The organism is Kurthia populi (genome assembly GCF_042686175.1).
In the GTDB taxonomy this organism is placed as follows: Bacteria; Bacillota; Bacilli; order Bacillales_A; family Planococcaceae; genus Kurthia; species Kurthia populi.
The window spans coordinates 1-16,241 of record NZ_JBHUOR010000104.1; the positions used below are offsets into that span (position 1 = coordinate 1).

Genomic DNA, 16,241 nt, shown 5'->3' on the forward strand with positions numbered 1-16,241 from the left:
CCGAAACGATGAACAACGGCTGACAAGCAGATAAAAAAGACATTCATGATTTGAATAAAATCGTGAATGTCTTTTCTTATTGACTAGGGTTTTGTCCCAGCCTCTCTTTTTTTATAGGCTTTTTGAAATTAATATGAACTGTTATTCAAAAGTACAAAGATGTTTAATATAGAAAAACAGAGATTCATAAGTCCCTATTTGAAAATTAAAAAATAATAAGAAATATGCTTTTATAGACTAAAACTCATAAAAAGATTGATTTTTCTAAAAATTTAAGACATAATAGTATGTAAATAGACAGTGCATCGATTAGTTTTTTGGCATAGAAAGAATAAACAGTGTGCGGGATAGTTCAAGGAAATAGGAGTGTAGTTAAAAAGATGATGTTTGTTCAGTTAGTGCAACAGTTGTGCATAGGATTAGTTGTGTAAGGGACGGAAAAAGCAGTTTGAGCGAGCGTGGGTTATAACAAATGATTAGGTAGAGAGAGTCTTTAAAAAAACTCAAGTACTATAGTTGATATGACGTCACACTCGGTCATGCGAATGCAACGTATTGTCAAAAATACTACAATGAGGTGACTAGCATGAAATCAAAATTAGTGAAATGGACTCTGGCGGCAAGTTTGGCAACATCGGCATTTGGATTAGGAGCTGTAGCATCTCCTTCATCTAATGTAGAAGTAGCGCAGGCGGCATATACAATGTTCTCAATTACAGATGGTGTGAATGTACGAAGTGGACCAGGGACAGGATATCGTGTATTAGGGCAATTAACATTTAATGATCCGATTTCTGTCATTAGTAAATACAATAGCGCATGGTCAAAAATTTCATATAAAGGCAAAACAGCGTATGTATCGAATAGTTGGATTGCGTCACAACCAAATGTACAAGAATATTATACGGTGAATACCGGAGGGGCTAATTTAAATGTGCGCAGTGGACCAGGCACGTCGTATAGCATTTTATTCAAAAAATCAGGCGGCTCTATTGCAGCGATGCTGAATAAAACGAATTCTAAATGGTACCGTATTTGGAGTGGTGGAAGCCGAGTAGGCTATGTATCAGCCGCGTATTTAGAACGTTTGCCAGCGTATAGTGTTCAAACAGAAGGCGTGAAGCTTTATCTTCGAACAGGGCCAGGCTCAACCTATACAAAGATTCGTACTTTGACAGACTATGAGGTGCTATACGCAGTAAATGTCGAGAGTAGTAGATGGTTTGCAGTGGCATATGCAGATGGCAAAATTGGCTATGTTAATGCAAAATATTTAACCCCTTTCCCATACTAAATCGTGAGGAGGAGTAGTGATGGCCAGAGCCCTTTTAAAAAAATGGTTGATGGCAGCGGGTTTCGCATTTTCAGCTCTGGGGGTGAGTGTACTAGCAGAGCCACAATTTATGGCACAAGCAGTACAGCAAATAACGATAAAATATGCACAATACAATGGCTTAAAAGCATTTGAAAAGCCAGCCATTACAAGTAAAGTGGTAGGAACCTATACACTAAATAACCCCGTGCATATTTTAAAGTCATATAATCGTGATTATTATGAGGTGCACATTGACAGCCAAAAAGGATATGTCCAAAAAGAATATGTTAGCGTAACGCCCTATTTCGTAAAAGCTGTGAAGGTCTATACACCGGGAGATACACTAAATATGCGAACAGGGCCAGGTGTCGGCTATAAAGTGATTGGTGCGGTAGCGCATACAAAGCCACTCTATGTAACAAGTACGAAGTCATTTGGCAACTGGCTACAGGTTTGGTATAAAGGACAGTTTGGCTTTGTGAATAAGGGATATACGGTAGCGCCTCCGTGGTATATGGTGCGTGTGCCGGCAGATGATACACTGACTGTACGAACAGGGCCAGGTGTCGGCTATCGACAAGTGGGGGCCTTATATAATAAAGACCGCGTACAAGTATTAGAAAAAACAACATCGAAATGGTATCAAGTGTATCACCGTGGGGAAATTGGTTATGTATCAGCCGCTTATGTAACGAAAAAATAGGGGTGAGACATCATGACATCAAAATGGGTAAAGTGGACAATTGCAGCAGGTTTAGCAGAGTCGGCATTTGGGCTAACATATGCCGCGCAACCCTCAACTGTTCAACACGCGCAAGCAATTAGTACGATGTATTCAACAACGGATCATTTAAATATCCGTACAGGACCAAGTAAGAAATACCGCGTTGTTGGGCAATTTAATGAAAATGATGCCATTCAAGTGCTTCGAAGCTATGCGACAACATGGTATCAAATTTCATATAAAGGTACAAAACGTTATGTGCATAAAGCGTATGTCGCAAAAGAGCCAATTCATATGGGAACAGGCTTTGTGACAACGGCAAAAGGTGTGAATCTTAATATGCGTTCTGGACCAAGCACAGGGTATAAAATTATTGGTAAAATGCCATCTCGTGCAGCATTTAAAGTGATCGATTTCCGTGATGGTTTTTGGTACAAAATTTATTATAAAGGAAAAGTTGGGTATGTGAGCTCAGCTTACACATATATTTATCACTAAGCAACTTTGCGGGGTATCATGCCCCGATTTTTTATGGCGTTTTTTGGAATGTATGCTATACTAAGGATAATTAAAATTATTGCAGGGGGACACGTATGTGTTGAGAAGGTTAAAGCCTGACCCTTAGAACCTGTCCGTTAATACGGGCGTAGGGAGCAATGTACGTAATCATTACTGTGTACATTTGCTCTCCGTCATGGAGAGTTTTTTTATTGCACTATTTTAATTTGCGGGGGGACACATTTGTGTTGAGAAGGTTAAAACCTGACCCTTAGAACCTGACAGTTAACACTGACGTAGGGAGCAATTTTTTAAAAGCGCGCTCCTATTTCGGATGCGTGCTTTTTTTTTGCCTACGTCCATCCAAGAGGAGGACTTTTTAATGACATTTTGTGACGAAGTAAGACAAGAAAATGCACTTTATTTTGAGGCAAGCTTTGAGCATCCATTTGTGCAAGGCATTGTGGACGGTACATTACCACTGGAGAAATTTAAGTATTATATGCTACAAGATGCCTTCTATTTAAAACACTATACGAAGGTATTGGCCATTGCTGCATCGAAGGCGACAGAAGCGGACGAGACGCTCTATTATTTGCAAGCAGCGCAAAATATTCAACTTGCAGAACTTGAGATGCATCGTCTAACGTTCCATGAGTTAGGTGTAACGGACGCGGAACTTGAAGCGTTTGAACCTTCGCCATCTGCGTATAACTATGTGAGTCATATGTACAATGCGGCCTATAACGGAGATGCGGCAGAAGCATTCGCAGCGATGTTCCCATGTCCATGGCTCTATTTAGAAATTGGCAATCGTTTTAAAGATGCGAAGCCAGGCGTCGCGCTGTATGAACAGTGGCTTGCGCTTTATAGCTCTGACGATATGAACGAGAATATTAAGCAACAATTAGCGTTAATGAATCACTATGCACAACAGCAACCGCATAAAATCTCATTATTTAAGCAGCATTTTAAAAAGAGCTGCTACTATGAGTGGAAGTTCTGGGAAATGCCATGGACGGCTGAAAACTGGGAGCAGGAGGTTATGCGCTATGTCACTCGTTAATATTCGAAAAAAAGCACCGCTTGTCCATTGTATAACGAACTATGTCGTAGCGAATTTTACGGCAAATGGGTTGCTTGCGATGGGTGCTTCTCCTGTGATGGCGGATGCCGTCGAGGAGGTAGCGGATATGGTACGTGTAAGTGATGCATTATTACTTAATATTGGCACATTAAATGAGCGCACGATGGAGGCGATGGTGACTGCTGGAAAAGCAGCAAATACGCAACAAGTTCCAGTTGTACTCGACCCAGTAGGTGTTGGCGCTACGCCATTTCGCAAACAGTTTGTAAAGCAACTTTTAGCGCAAGTGAACATTGATTTATTGCGTTGTAATGCTGGAGAATTAGCGGCTCTTACAGGCGCCCAGTGGCAGGCAAAGGGTGTGGATAGTGGTGAGGGGAATATGGATGTCATTGCAGCAGCATCCAAGTTCGCAAAAGATTATCAATGTGCCGTCATTATTACCGGTGCAACTGATGTTTTAATCGAGCAAGGGAAGGTTTATCGTATTTCTGGGGGCGTTGTCGAAGCAACCTTTGTTACAGGAACTGGCTGCTTACTTAGTGCAGTATGTGCAGCAACACTTGGTGCAGAAGCTTCTCTTTTGGAAACATTACAACAGTATAAGCAGGCGGCTACCATCGTCGGACCTAAAGCAACGGGCTCATTTCAAATGGGCTTTTTAGATGCCTTACATCATATTTCGGAGGGATTAGCATGATTGCATTAACAATTGCAGGATCAGATAGCGGTGGCGGAGCAGGGATTCAAGCCGACTTAAAAACATTTCAGGAGTTAGGCGTCTTTGGCACGTCGGCGATTACGGCATTGACGGCACAAAATACACTTGGTGTGCATGATATTATGGCAGCAGAGCCCGCATTTGTTGCAGCACAGTTGCATGCATTATTTGAAGATTTTGAGATAACAGCCGCGAAAACGGGCATGCTATTTTCACCCGCTATTATTGACGTGGTGGCAGCAACTATGCAACAGCAACATATCCCACTTGTCGTCGATCCCGTGATGATTGCGAAAGGCGGCGCGACATTATTAGCGCAACAGGCTGTTCAAACAATGAAGGAAGTTTTATTGCCGGTCGCGACAGTTTGTACACCAAATATTCCAGAGGCAGAGGTGCTCGCTGGTATGACGATCACTACAGCTAGTGATGTAGCACAAGCAGCACAGCGATTAATGGCGCTTGGTGCAAAAAATATTGTCATGAAGGGTGGTCATTTAAGCGGAGTGGATGCGGTAGATACAGTGTTTTTAGAAGATGGCTCTGTTTTTACGATGACGACGCCACGTATTGATACGAAGGCCACGCATGGCACAGGCTGCACGTTTTCAGCAGCCATTACAGCAGGGCTAGCGAATGGACAAGAGCTAAAGGAAGCCATTATTGAAGCGAAACGCTTTATTCAAGCTGCTATCGTACATCCGCTAGGCATTGGACATGGTCATGGACCGACCAATCATTTTGCCTATAATCGCTATGACTGTGAGGTGTTCGTCGATGAAGCGTAGTGATTTAGCGGTATATTTTATTATGGGAACGGAAAATTGTGTGAAGGCACCTCTACAAACGCTAGAAGAGGCACTTGCTGCGGGTATTACGATGTTTCAGCTCCGGGAAAAAGGTTCTTATGCGCTGAAGGGGGAGGCGTATATTCAATTTGCAAGGCAATGTCAGGCTTTATGTACACAGTATAATGTGCCGTTTGTCATTAATGATGATGTGGCCCTCGCTGTTTTACTAGAAGCGGATGGTCTTCATATCGGCCAGGATGATGCACAGCTACAAATTGCAAAAGCACAATTTAAAGGTTTTATCGGAGTATCGGTGCATACGGCTGATGAAATGGCTACGGCGATTGATGGGGGCTGTGCGTATGTCGGCATTGGACCTATTTATGCCACGTCTTCAAAAGCGGATGCCAAAGTACCCTGTCATACAGCATTTCCAAAAGCCATGCACGAGCAATTTCCTGAATGTCCGATTGTTGCGATTGGCGGTATTGAAGCATCGAATGTAGCGCCTGTTTTAGCAACGGGTGTGGACGGGGTAGCCGTTATTTCAGCAATTTGTCACAGCTCAGACATACAGCAAACCGTTAAACAATTAAAAGGTGAAACTATTTAATGTCCTATTGCGTCTATTTCTTAATGACGTAAATCTAGGAGGATTTAAATGGCTAATAGGCAAACGTTATCAGACATTGTGACAGACTGTTTTAAAGAACAGCTTATGACAAACTATGTAGCGAAAAATCCTGTCTATGTTCGCAGTGGTCCAGGAACCGGCTATGAAGCATTAGGTTATTTAGAAAAGGATGAAGTCGTCGGCGTATTTTGTACGGCAGGTGCGTGGTGCAAAGTGCAATTTCACCACCAGATTGGCTATGTAAATAAATTATACTTACAAGAACTTTCTTAATTGAAGCCCTCCGCGTATACTTACAATACAAAGGGGGTTTTTCATATGCTAGAAAATGATATTGTACGTTTAGAGCCGCTGACACAGCAACATGCGGAGGCTTTAGTACATGCTGCAAATGACGAGAGAATTTGGGAAATGACGCAGCCGCGCATTCGTTCGTTGGCGGATGCTACACACTATATTAATATGGCGTTACAAGCACAAGATCAGCAGGCATTTGCTGTCTTTTCAAAGGTACATAATCAAATTGTTGGTGCCACACGTTTTTACACGATTGATGAGGATTTTGGGAGTGTGGAAATTGGCTACACATGGCTGAATCCGATTGTGTGGCGTAGCGCTATTAATACGAATATGAAGCTTTTAATGTTTTGTTATGCATTTGAGCAGTGGGGAATGAAGCGGGTACAAATTATGGCAGATGAACGGAACATGCGTTCACGCAATGCGATTGTGCGTATTGGCGCGACATTTGAGGGGATTTTACGTAAACATAAATTCGGAGCAGATGGTGCGATTCGTAATAGTGCCGTTTATAGCATTATTGACGATGAATGGGCCTCTGTGAAGCGACATATTGAAGGATTATAATGAGAAAAAAGAGGCTTTGACATACATGTAAAAGTAACATCTCATATGAGCATAAGAAAAACCGGAATCGCGCTGTAGTGCGGTTCCAGTTTTTCATTGCGAACGCTAAAAAAGGAGCATGCCGTGTTGTATCTCAGTCACTTTTTTATTTTGAATAATGCAAAAATTTATGATGTGTTCGGATGAAATAGACAGTGAGTAACGAACTAAGTAATAAAAAGGCGATGCTGACTAACGTAGTGCCTGTCATAACGGGTGCAGTTGGGTGAAGGATATGATAAATATCTACATAAGTTTTGAGTGTTAAGACGATACACACAGCATTTTTCAGCACATGTAACACAGTAGAAGAATTTTTAAAAGATAATTCTTTATTTTCAGAATATTTATCGGAAAATTCATGCCATTCTGGATGTGTTGCCAATAGATGAAGAAAGCTCCACAGTACAATGCCTGCGACAAGTGGTAAAAAGACCAATTCACGCGTTTGCCAATCATTAAAGAGTGCGCTGTATACAAATGGAGGTAGCTCATGAAAATGAACGGTTCCATAAAGGGCTACAGCAAAAAATAAGATGAAACTCACAGTAGAAAAAATGTATTTGTTCATTTAGATGACCTCCTTATACATTAAGTATATCAGATAAGACACTTTCTTTTCGAGGCACTTGGGATTGAAAGCTCATCGCGGTACTTCGCCACTGTACGACGTGCAAGCGTAATATTTTCTTTCGCCATTAATAAATCAGTAATTTTTTGGTCTGATAATGGGCGGGTTTTATTTTCTGTATTAATTAAATTTTGAATATGCACTTTAATCGATGTTTGAGAGGCTCCGTCTTCAGATACCGCATTGGTAAACAATGAGCGTAGCGCAATTGTGCCAAAAGGTGTTGCTAGCCATTTATTTTTAGTAGCGCGACTAACGGTAGACTCATGCACGCCCAATTGTGCGGCAATATCTTTTAATAATAGCGGTCTTAGCGCAATATAACCTTGATAGAAAAAGGGCTGCTGATGTGCAACGACGGCCTCTAAAAGACGCGTTAATGTGCTTTGACGTTGATTTAAACTATGTAGTAACCATTCATAGCGCTTAAACTGCATTTTTAAAAATTCTGCTGCTTCCTGATGTTCAAAAAAGGCATCATAGGCAGTAGAAAGAGAAATTTTTGGCATGCCAGCTGTATTTAATTGGAATGTAAAGCCTTCATCACTTAGCATCACCGTCGCATCAGGCGTAATCGTCGTTGCAGGACGACTAAAAAGCGAACGACATGGCTTTGGCTCGAGTGCTTGAATTTTTCGAATGGCACGGCGCAGTGAATGAGGCGTGATATGAAGCGCCTGCGTAATTTTTTCGAAGGCACTATTTGCGACATCCTCTAAATGAGAAGTAACAATTTTTTCGGCAACGATTTGGCGCGGCTCGAGTGCTTCTAATTGTAGTAATAAACAGTGGCGTAAATCAAAGGCCGCAATTCCAGGCGGACCATGCTGCTGTAATTCTTGAATTGCTGCTTGTAATAACGCTTCCGGAATCTGATAGGCGGCGATGGCATCGCGTGACAAATAGCCATTGTCATCTAAGTTGTGAACAATTGTTAAGCATGCATAGAGTAATCGCTGTTCTTTCACTTCACAGTGTAGCAATTGTAACAGTTCATCCCGGTAATCTGTCTCGCCTGCAACGGATGGTAACACATCATCAAATCCCGTTGTAGATTTTTGATAACTTGAAGTGGTTTCTTCTAATTCAATTAAAGGGTTTTCTAATGCCTGTTCACGTACGAATTCAACTAAATCTTCGTGTGAATACTGTAGTAATTCAATGGATTGGCGCAATTGTGTGGTCATATATAATTTTAATTGTTGTTTTTGCGATAAACTCATCTTCATATGTCAAACACCTTCTTTTTTCTCTTTTAAGAAACTATTTTCTATATCATACCATTTTTCTGCATTGAGGGATATTACATGACCTAAAAAAATTTTTTTGGTGGGACAAATCATTACCCGATTTGCTACAAAAAAGCGTCAATGTGCTGTTTTATAACACTCTTTAAGTCATGTAACAGTTGAAAATAGTATAACCTAATAAAAAAATGTGTTGACTTGATAAAATTCGTGCATTATATTATGTGTAATCGGTTACACATGGAACCGGTTACATAACAGATCGTTTTGAGGTGAATGCATTGGCAACAATTCGTGATGTCGCAAAAGAGGCAGGAGTTTCTGTAGCGACTGTTTCTAGACATTTGAATAATAAAGGCTATGTAAGTAATGATGCGAAGCAGATAATTGAGAAGGCAATTACTACATTAAATTATGCACCAAATCAATTAGCACGCTCGCTAACGACGAAGCAAACGAATTTACTTGGTTTGCTTGTACCAGATATTACAAACCCTTTTTTCCCTGAACTAGCACGTGCGGTTGAACGTACAGCTTATGAGCATGGCTATACAGTGGTGTTGTGCAATGCGGGCGAAACGAGTGAAAAAGAAAAACATTATATCCGCTCGCTGCAACAAAATTATGCGGCAGGATTTATCGTAACTACAAACCATATCGAAGCAGATTTCTATAAGAAACTAGATGTACCTATTGTCGCACTTGATCGTAATTTATCAGAAGCGATTCCAACAGTGACATCGGATAATGTATTAGGTGGACAGCTTGTCGCTAATTATTTGGTCGAGCAAAACGTCAAACGCATTTTATGTGTGCGCGGGCCACTTGATATTGATGTCGCAAATGATCGGATGCGCGGCTTTGAAGAAATCATGAAGCAACATCCAACCATACAGTACGATACGATTGTGAGCCCTTTTGATTTTGAGTCAGCTAAAAAGGTGACCCTTCAGCAGTTGCAACACACAAGGGATTATGATGCGGTGTTTGCGTCAAGCGATGCATCGGCAATCGGTGTAATGAAAGCAGCTGAATCACTAGGGATACACATTCCAAAGGATGTATCACTTGTTGGTTATGACGGTATTAATATCGGTACATTGCTATCGCCAGAGCTAACAACGATTGCGCAGCCGATTTCCTTAATGGGAGAGCGTGCAACAGAATTATTAATTGCATTAATTGAAGGACAAAAAATGACAGCGAAGCGCGTTGTATTTCCGCCGAAGCTCGTCGTTCGAAATTCAACAACGAAAGGAACGGAATTATGATTACAGTAATCGGTAGTATTAATATGGATATCGTCGTTGAAACGACTGTTTTTCCAAAGCAAGGAGAAACGGTTTTTGGACGAGGGTTCCATACCGTTCCAGGCGGTAAAGGAGCAAACCAAGCTGTTGCAGTTGCCCGTTTAGGCAGCCATGTACATATGGTTGGTGCGCTTGGTCAAGACGCATTTGGTAACGAATTGCGTACGATTTTACAACAAGAGAAGATTGACGATACATTCGTTCGTACAACAGAGACAGCAACAGGTATTGCGAACATTACATTATTTGATAATGATAACCGCATTATCGTGGTACCAGGAGCGAACGCAGATGTATCGCGCGAATCAATCGATGCAGCACGTACATTAATCGCTAAAAGTGATTTAGTCGTTATGCAGCTAGAAATTCCACAAGATACAGTAGAGTATGCGCTGTCCGTTTGTGAAGAATTACATACACGTGTGTTATTAAATCCAGCGCCTGCTGAGAATTTTAAAGCAGAATGGATGGAGCGCGTTGCTTACTTCACACCAAATGAAACAGAATGTGCTGATATTTTCGGCGTTGATGTAGAGAGCGCTTTAGAACGCTTCCCGAATCAATTAATCGTTACATTAGGTGCAGACGGGGCACGCTACTATGATGGTACACAACATGTGTTTGTTAAAGGCTTTAAAACAAAAGCTGTTGATACAACAGGTGCGGGTGATACATTTAATGGTGCTTTAGCGCATGCACTAACGACAAATCAATCGTTGTCAGAGGCAGTTGAATTTGCGAATGTCGCGGCATCATTATCAGTTGAAAAATTTGGTGCACAAGGCGGTATGCCACAGCAAGAAGCAGTGCTTAAACGCTTAGGAGGCGCACAGTAACATGAAAAAACAAGGTATTTTAAATCGTGAACTAGCCGGGATTTTTGCACGTATTGGTCACACAGATCAAATTATGATTGCAGACTGCGGGTTACCGATTCCAGATGGTGTTACATGCATCGATCTCGCTTACAAAATTGGAGAGCCGGGCTTCATGGCGATTTTAGAAGTTGTTTTAGCAGACTACAAAACAGAAAAAGCAATTATCGCCACTGAAATGGCATCACAAAATGCACCCCTTTACAAAGCGGTGCATGACATAGTAGATACAGCATTTGAAGAGGTTTCACATGAACAATTGAAAGCGCTATCTGCAAAAGCGAAAGTCATTATTCGTACGGGTGAGGCTACGCCGTATGCCAATATCTTATTGCAATCAGGTGTCATTTTTTAAAAGGAGGAAACGTGCATGATTGAAATGTCGGGCATTCAAAAAGCATTCAGTGGGAATGTTGTTTTGAAAGACGTCCAATTCCAGTTAGCAGATGGAGAAATCCACGCGCTAATGGGCGAAAATGGTGCGGGTAAATCAACGATGATGAAAATTCTAACGGGGATTTACGAGCGTGATAACGGCGTCATTAAAGTCGATGGTGAAGAAGTTCACTTCAAATCACCAAAAGAGGCAGAAGCAAAAGGGATTGCCGTTATCCACCAAGAGTTAAACATTTTACCGGACTTAACGGTTGCTGAAAACTTATTTTTAGGTAATGAGCAAACAATTGGTATGGGGATTATGAAAAACAAAGAAATGAATAAAGAGGCAAAACGTATTTTAAACCAATTAGGTTTAGACATTGATGTGCGTACACCAGCAGGTTCATTGTCAGTCGGTAAACAGCAAATTATTGAAATCGCCAAAGCGATGGAAACAAAAGCAAATGTTATCATCATGGATGAACCGACGGCTGCGTTAACAGACCGTGAAATTCAAACATTATTTAAAACAATTCGCAAGCTAAAATCAGAAGGGGTATCATTCGTTTACATTTCTCACCGTATGGAAGAAATTTTCGCGATTTGTGACCGCATTACGATTTTACGTGACGGTGAGTATGTCGGTGTTCGTACGATTAAAGATACGACATTTGACGAAATTGTTCAGATGATGGTTGGTCGTGAACTTGGTGAACGCTTCCCAGGACGCAACGCAACCATCGGTGATGTAAAGCTTGAAGTGAAAGGGCTTACACGTCCAGGCCTCTGTGAAGATGTTCATTTCAATGTCCGTAAAGGTGAAATTGTCGCACTTGCTGGATTAATGGGGGCGGGTCGTACGGAAGTAGCGCAAGCAATTTTCGGCTACCGCAAAATGACGAAGGGTCAATTATTCATTGACGGAAACGCTGTGAAAATTAAAAACCCTCGTCAAGCTAAAAAATTAGGTATCGGCTTTGTAACAGAAGACCGTAAAACACAAGGGTTGATCGTTGACTTCTCGATTAAAGAAAATATCGCGATGGCCAACTTTAGTAAAACATCTAAATCAGGCATCATTAGTGGTTCGAAAGAAAAGTCATTTGTTGGCAATCTTGTGAAAAAGCTTGGCGTTAAAACACCAAGTGCTGAACTATCTGCCAAATCATTGTCCGGTGGTAACCAACAAAAAGTAGTTATCGCAAAATGGTTAGGCATTGAACCTGAAATTTTAATTTTAGATGAACCAACACGCGGCGTTGATATCGGCGCGAAAAAAGAAATTTATCAAATCATGAATGACCTTGCAGAACAAGGCGTAGCCATCTTAATGATTTCTTCTGAATTACCAGAAGTTATCGGCATGTCTGACCGCGTACTTGTGATGCACGAAGGTAAAATCACTGGCGAGGTTGCTGGTGAGGACATGACACAAGAAAAAATTATGCATTATGCTACTGGAGGTGACAAAGTTGTCCAAAGCCAAAACTTCTAATGGCCTAATGCAAAAATTAGGACCGTTATTTGGATTACTACTTATTGTCGTTATTATTTCTATTATGAGTCCTAGCTTCTTAACAGCGGACAATATTTTCAACGTTTTACGTCAAGTTTCAATTAGTGCGTTAATCGCATTCGGGATGACATTTGTTATCTTAACAGGCGGGATTGACTTATCTGTCGGTTCGACCTTGGCACTAACGGGTGCCGTTGCTGCTAGCTTATTAGCTGGTGGTACAGATCCATTCATCGCAATGGGTGTGGCATTAATCCTTGGTTTAATCTTAGGTGCAATCAACGGTGTTGTAATTGCAAAAGGTAAAGTAGCACCATTTATCGCTACATTAGCAACAATGACCATTTATCGTGGTCTAACACTTGTTTATACAGATGGTAAGCCAATTTCTGGTTTAGGCGATCACTTATCATTCCAAATGTTCGGTAAAGGGTATTTCTTAGGAATTCCAGTACCTGTCGTAACGATGTTAATAGCATTCTTCGTATTGTACTTCATCTTACGTAAAACAACATTTGGTCGTCGTGTGTATGCAATCGGTGGTAACGCCGAAGCATCTCGTCTATCAGGTATTAATGTAGACCGTACAACAATTGCGGTTTACGCGTTAACAGGTATGTTAGCTGCAATGGCAGCATTAATTTTAACGTCTCGTTTAAATTCTGCTCAGCCTACTGCAGGTCAATCATATGAATTAGATGCAATCGCAGCAGTTGTTTTAGGTGGTACAAGCCTTACAGGTGGCCGTGGTTGGATCGTTGGTACATTAATCGGTGCATTAATCATCGGTGTGTTAAACAATGGTCTAAACTTAATCGGTGTATCATCATTCTTCCAACAAGTAGTCAAAGGGTTAGTTATTTTATTCGCGGTATTAATCGACCGTAAAAAAGCAGCGTAAAGGGGTATTTCACTATGAAAATGAAAAAATTATCAGTTACAGCATTACTTGCATCATCTCTATTATTGGGCGCTTGTTCCATGTCACAAGGTGGCGACGACAAAGCAAAAGATACAAAAAAATCAGATGGCGATTTCAAAATTGGGATGTCTGTTTCAACATTAAACAACCCATTCTTCGTTACATTATCTGACGGTGCAAAAGCCGAAGCAAAAGATGAAAAAGTGAACTTAACCGTTGTAGATGCACAAGATAACGCATCAAAACAAGCATCAGACGTTGAAGATTTAATTCAACAAGATGTTGATTTAATTATTATCAACCCAACAGATTCAAAAGCAGTCGCTTCAGCAGTTGAATCAGCGAACAATGCCGATATTCCAGTGATTACAGTTGACCGTGCTTCTGAAGGCGGCGAAGTTGTATCACATATCGCTTCTGACAACAAAGAAGGCGGTAAAATGGCCGCTGAATATTTAGAAGAAGTAATCGGTGAAGGAGCGAAAGTTGCTCAACTTGAAGGTGTAGCTGGTTCATCAGCTGCAACAGACCGTGGTGCTGGCTTTGAAGAAGTAGCGAAAGACGGTTTTGATGTAGTAGCTTCTCAAACAGCTAACTTCAATCGTGCTGAAGGTTTAACAGTAATGGAAAACATCCTACAATCAAACGCTGATATTAAAGGTGTTTTCGCACAAAATGATGAAATGGCTTTAGGTGCTATCGAAGCTATTGAAGCATCAGGTAAAGACATCAAAGTTGTTGGTTTTGACGCAACAGATGATGGTGTAAAAGCTGTTGAAGATGGTAAAATGATCGCAACAATCGCTCAAAAACCAACTGAAATTGGTGAAACTGCGATTGAAACAGCTGTCAAATCATTAAATGGTGAAAAAGTAGAAAAAGATATTCCAGTTGAATTAGAATTAATCAAAAAATAAATCAACGCTTTTTATAAAGAGGTTAGGTCTTGTACCTAGCCTCTTTTTTTTGCGTATTTCTTCTGTTATAATACAATTACTGTAAAAAAATGAAAAAAGAGGTGTGTTTTATGACAGAGCAATTTGAAAAAGGCTTAGCCATTCGACGACAAGTGATGGGCGATGAATTTGTAGATCGTGCATTTGAGCAGGCGACAGAATTTACGATGGATTTACAACACTACATAACGGACGTATGCTGGGGAGGCATTTGGGGACGTGAAGGTTTAACAAAACGTGATCGTAGCTTAATTAATTTAGCCATGCTAACGGCGCTAAATCGTTCACAGGAGCTGCGTGGGCATGTACGCGGTGCCATTAACAATGGTGTTACAGTAGAAGAAATCAAAGAAGTAATGCTGCAAACAGCCGTGTACTGCGGAGCTCCTGCCGCACAGGAAGGTTTTCGTATTGCTAAAGAAGTATTAGAAGATATGAATGCGCTGAAATAGTTTTTTATACCATGAGTAAGAAGGTATAAAGTTTTTTTCACTCCAGACAAAAAGATTAATAATTTTCTGAAAAATATGATAAAATAGACATAACTTATTTTTTAGTTCTTTTTGGAAGGAGTGAGCCACTATGACCGATTTAAAAATGAACAGTATTAGTTTAATTATTGTCGTTGTTGTTTTTCATGTATTGAGCTACCTGACCCATTCTATGAATGATCATCAGCTTCTTCTATCTATTGTTATTTGGCTCAGTGTAGGATGCCTATTAATTTTGACAATGGAACTACGCGTAAAGAAGAAACGAACGAAGGAAGTCTCTTGAGGCTTCTTTTTCTTGTGACGATTTAATCATTTTATATAAAAACACTCATATTTCCCTTAATTTTAGGTAATAAGTAGAGTAAGCCTTTTATCTAAGGGGGGAAGTGAATGATTTTTTTAATCGGTGTATATGGATATGTACTGTATGTGTTACTGCTCATTGGGCATCATGCTGTGAGACATCAACAGCTAACGAAACAAAGGCGTCTACTAGTTAATATCATTGCGCACGGTATGGGCTATTACTATAACAATGAAATCAGGCGCCCAGCATTGTTTTTTTCAGTTGCTGTCATCTTAGCTGGATTTTATCTTGTTGGTATATCTATGTGGCTCGTACCGATGAGCATGCTTTTTTTATTAGCGCTTTGTGAAGGATATGCTTGGCGTGAGCAATCACTCATGCAACAAATGAAGCGACTAGAAGCCTGTACGCATAAACGGCCGATTGTGGCACTTGATGAACAGGCAATGAAACATGCAGGGAAGCGTCGTCAATTGTTTAAATTGTATGAGCAATCAACCTATGAATTTGCGATTACAAAAGAAGTGGTTGCACAATTACAGCGACAACAGTTAAGACGACCGCTAGAGCTTATGTTTTATGAGGGACGATTGCGCATTGTCGATTATAATACACAGGAAATCTTGCGCCATTTTCCGCTTCAATCGAATTTTTCTGAAGAACTTGCTCATTTTATCGCGGACAGTGTAACACAAAAAGAGGTTTTTGTTATGCCGTTTAGAAGGAAATTGCCAAATTTTCCAGGAATCATTCATTTGAAACATGATGGATGCATTGCTAAGCAAATACATGATTAAGAGGGTGATGATAATTGCACAGCAAAATATTTTATCATTTCTTCGCAGAATACCCCTCCCTCAAGGAACGTAGTGAGGAGGGGTATTCTGCGAACCCAATGATTCTGCCAGTACTAATTTGTTGAAAAGAAC

General features: G+C 40.6%; 19 protein-coding genes and 2 riboswitches. Of the genes, 17 read left to right on the forward strand and 2 right to left on the reverse strand.

From position 1 onward, the window contains the following. Nucleotides 1-586: 586 nt before the first annotated feature. The 9 genes from ACFSY7_RS11870 to ACFSY7_RS11910 all read left to right on the forward strand — a co-directional run bounded on the left by ACFSY7_RS11870 (nt 587) and on the right by ACFSY7_RS11910 (nt 6,637). The gene (locus ACFSY7_RS11870) at nt 587-1,294 is read left to right on the forward strand and encodes an SH3 domain-containing protein (RefSeq protein WP_380147982.1); all 708 of its coding nucleotides are present in this window, start codon (nt 587-589) and stop codon (nt 1,292-1,294) included. 19 nt (nt 1,295-1,313) lie between these two features. Continuing rightward, nucleotides 1,314-2,018, forward strand: a complete 705-nt coding sequence (locus tag ACFSY7_RS11875) for an SH3 domain-containing protein (protein WP_380147983.1) — start codon at nt 1,314-1,316, stop codon at nt 2,016-2,018. 12 nt (nt 2,019-2,030) lie between these two features. After that, a complete protein-coding gene (locus ACFSY7_RS11880) occupies nt 2,031-2,537 on the forward strand; it encodes an SH3 domain-containing protein (RefSeq protein WP_380147984.1) in 507 nt (168 codons plus the stop codon). 73 nt (nt 2,538-2,610) lie between these two features. After that, a riboswitch (TPP riboswitch) is annotated at nt 2,611-2,709 on the forward strand. A gap of 49 nt (nt 2,710-2,758) precedes the next feature. Continuing rightward, a riboswitch (TPP riboswitch) is annotated at nt 2,759-2,857 on the forward strand. A gap of 62 nt (nt 2,858-2,919) precedes the next feature. Then, nucleotides 2,920-3,603, forward strand: coding sequence for a thiaminase II (gene tenA, locus ACFSY7_RS11885; protein WP_380147985.1), 684 nt, complete (start codon nt 2,920-2,922; stop codon nt 3,601-3,603). Beyond that, the gene (thiM, locus tag ACFSY7_RS11890) at nt 3,590-4,324 is read left to right on the forward strand and encodes a hydroxyethylthiazole kinase (RefSeq protein WP_380147986.1); all 735 of its coding nucleotides are present in this window, start codon (nt 3,590-3,592) and stop codon (nt 4,322-4,324) included. Before tenA ends, thiM begins: the two co-directional genes overlap by 14 nt. Then, the gene (gene thiD / locus ACFSY7_RS11895; protein WP_380147987.1) at nt 4,321-5,133 is read left to right on the forward strand and encodes a bifunctional hydroxymethylpyrimidine kinase/phosphomethylpyrimidine kinase; all 813 of its coding nucleotides are present in this window, start codon (nt 4,321-4,323) and stop codon (nt 5,131-5,133) included. The genes thiM and thiD overlap by 4 nt, the downstream gene beginning before the upstream one ends. Next, nucleotides 5,123-5,749: a thiamine phosphate synthase gene (gene thiE / locus ACFSY7_RS11900; protein ID WP_126991912.1), complete on the forward strand. Its 627-nt coding sequence runs from the start codon at nt 5,123-5,125 to the stop codon at nt 5,747-5,749. The genes thiD and thiE overlap by 11 nt, the downstream gene beginning before the upstream one ends. 48 nt (nt 5,750-5,797) lie before the next feature. After that, the gene (locus ACFSY7_RS11905) at nt 5,798-6,043 is read left to right on the forward strand and encodes an SH3 domain-containing protein (RefSeq protein WP_126991911.1); all 246 of its coding nucleotides are present in this window, start codon (nt 5,798-5,800) and stop codon (nt 6,041-6,043) included. 45 nt (nt 6,044-6,088) lie between these two features. Further along, nucleotides 6,089-6,637, forward strand: a complete 549-nt coding sequence (locus tag ACFSY7_RS11910) for a GNAT family N-acetyltransferase (protein ID WP_139993463.1) — start codon at nt 6,089-6,091, stop codon at nt 6,635-6,637. Nucleotides 6,638-6,782: 145 nt separating this feature from the next. On the opposite strand, the gene ACFSY7_RS11915 is transcribed toward ACFSY7_RS11910, so the two are convergent. Then, nucleotides 6,783-7,247 (reverse strand): hypothetical protein, encoded by a 465-nt coding sequence (locus ACFSY7_RS11915; RefSeq protein WP_380147988.1) that lies wholly within the window; start codon nt 7,245-7,247, stop codon nt 6,783-6,785. 29 nt (nt 7,248-7,276) lie between these two features. Then, nucleotides 7,277-8,536 carry an RNA polymerase factor sigma-54 gene (gene rpoN, locus ACFSY7_RS11920; RefSeq protein ID WP_126991908.1) on the reverse strand — a complete coding sequence of 420 codons (1,260 nt, stop codon included), beginning with the start codon at nt 8,534-8,536 and terminating at the stop codon, nt 7,277-7,279. A gap of 290 nt (nt 8,537-8,826) precedes the next feature. On the opposite strand from rpoN, the gene ACFSY7_RS11925 reads away from it, so the two are divergent. From ACFSY7_RS11925 to ACFSY7_RS11960, 8 genes are all read left to right on the forward strand, one after another. After that, a complete protein-coding gene (locus ACFSY7_RS11925; RefSeq protein WP_233600625.1) occupies nt 8,827-9,825 on the forward strand; it encodes a LacI family DNA-binding transcriptional regulator in 999 nt (332 codons plus the stop codon). Continuing rightward, a complete protein-coding gene (rbsK, locus tag ACFSY7_RS11930) occupies nt 9,822-10,700 on the forward strand; it encodes a ribokinase (protein WP_380147989.1) in 879 nt (292 codons plus the stop codon). Before ACFSY7_RS11925 ends, rbsK begins: the two co-directional genes overlap by 4 nt. Before the next feature lies 1 nt (nt 10,701). Beyond that, entirely contained in the window at nt 10,702-11,094 is a 393-nt protein-coding gene (rbsD, locus tag ACFSY7_RS11935; RefSeq protein ID WP_126991905.1) for a D-ribose pyranase, read from the forward strand. A gap of 15 nt (nt 11,095-11,109) precedes the next feature. After that, nucleotides 11,110-12,612: a sugar ABC transporter ATP-binding protein gene (locus tag ACFSY7_RS11940; RefSeq protein WP_380147990.1), complete on the forward strand. Its 1,503-nt coding sequence runs from the start codon at nt 11,110-11,112 to the stop codon at nt 12,610-12,612. Between the two features lie 7 nt (nt 12,613-12,619). Continuing rightward, on the forward strand, nt 12,620-13,534 hold the full coding sequence (gene rbsC, locus ACFSY7_RS11945; RefSeq protein WP_233600628.1) for a ribose ABC transporter permease: 915 nt from the start codon (nt 12,620-12,622) through the stop codon (nt 13,532-13,534). Between the two features lie 14 nt (nt 13,535-13,548). Further along, a complete protein-coding gene (gene rbsB, locus ACFSY7_RS11950) occupies nt 13,549-14,472 on the forward strand; it encodes a ribose ABC transporter substrate-binding protein RbsB (RefSeq protein ID WP_370323632.1) in 924 nt (307 codons plus the stop codon). Between the two features lie 110 nt (nt 14,473-14,582). Further along, nucleotides 14,583-14,963 carry a 4-carboxymuconolactone decarboxylase gene (gene pcaC, locus ACFSY7_RS11955; protein WP_139993469.1) on the forward strand — a complete coding sequence of 127 codons (381 nt, stop codon included), beginning with the start codon at nt 14,583-14,585 and terminating at the stop codon, nt 14,961-14,963. 432 nt (nt 14,964-15,395) lie between these two features. Beyond that, nucleotides 15,396-16,109, forward strand: coding sequence for a hypothetical protein (locus ACFSY7_RS11960; protein WP_380147991.1), 714 nt, complete (start codon nt 15,396-15,398; stop codon nt 16,107-16,109). The last annotated feature ends 132 nt before the right edge of the window (nt 16,110-16,241 follow it).

Excerpts from the sequence above, each read along its gene's own strand:
- ACFSY7_RS11880 (WP_380147984.1), top strand. The coding sequence starts at position 2,031 with ATGACATCAAAATGGGTAAAGTGGACAATTGCAGCAGGTTTAGCAGAG.
- rbsC (WP_233600628.1), top strand. The coding sequence starts at position 12,620 with ATGCAAAAATTAGGACCGTTATTTGGATTACTACTTATTGTCGTTATT.
- rpoN (WP_126991908.1), bottom strand. The coding sequence starts at position 8,536 with ATGAAGATGAGTTTATCGCAAAAACAACAATTAAAATTATATATGACC.
- ACFSY7_RS11875 (WP_380147983.1), top strand. The coding sequence starts at position 1,314 with ATGGCCAGAGCCCTTTTAAAAAAATGGTTGATGGCAGCGGGTTTCGCA.
- ACFSY7_RS11870 (WP_380147982.1), top strand. The coding sequence starts at position 587 with ATGAAATCAAAATTAGTGAAATGGACTCTGGCGGCAAGTTTGGCAACA.
- rbsB (WP_370323632.1), top strand. The coding sequence starts at position 13,549 with ATGAAAATGAAAAAATTATCAGTTACAGCATTACTTGCATCATCTCTA.
- pcaC (WP_139993469.1), top strand. The coding sequence starts at position 14,583 with ATGACAGAGCAATTTGAAAAAGGCTTAGCCATTCGACGACAAGTGATG.
- rbsK (WP_380147989.1), top strand. The coding sequence starts at position 9,822 with ATGATTACAGTAATCGGTAGTATTAATATGGATATCGTCGTTGAAACG.
- tenA (WP_380147985.1), top strand. The coding sequence starts at position 2,920 with ATGACATTTTGTGACGAAGTAAGACAAGAAAATGCACTTTATTTTGAG.
- ACFSY7_RS11940 (WP_380147990.1), top strand. The coding sequence starts at position 11,110 with ATGATTGAAATGTCGGGCATTCAAAAAGCATTCAGTGGGAATGTTGTT.
- ACFSY7_RS11910 (WP_139993463.1), top strand. The coding sequence starts at position 6,089 with ATGCTAGAAAATGATATTGTACGTTTAGAGCCGCTGACACAGCAACAT.
- ACFSY7_RS11905 (WP_126991911.1), top strand. The coding sequence starts at position 5,798 with ATGGCTAATAGGCAAACGTTATCAGACATTGTGACAGACTGTTTTAAA.
- rbsD (WP_126991905.1), top strand. The coding sequence starts at position 10,702 with ATGAAAAAACAAGGTATTTTAAATCGTGAACTAGCCGGGATTTTTGCA.
- thiD (WP_380147987.1), top strand. The coding sequence starts at position 4,321 with ATGATTGCATTAACAATTGCAGGATCAGATAGCGGTGGCGGAGCAGGG.
- ACFSY7_RS11960 (WP_380147991.1), top strand. The coding sequence starts at position 15,396 with ATGATTTTTTTAATCGGTGTATATGGATATGTACTGTATGTGTTACTG.
- thiE (WP_126991912.1), top strand. The coding sequence starts at position 5,123 with ATGAAGCGTAGTGATTTAGCGGTATATTTTATTATGGGAACGGAAAAT.
- thiM (WP_380147986.1), top strand. The coding sequence starts at position 3,590 with ATGTCACTCGTTAATATTCGAAAAAAAGCACCGCTTGTCCATTGTATA.
- ACFSY7_RS11915 (WP_380147988.1), bottom strand. The coding sequence starts at position 7,247 with ATGAACAAATACATTTTTTCTACTGTGAGTTTCATCTTATTTTTTGCT.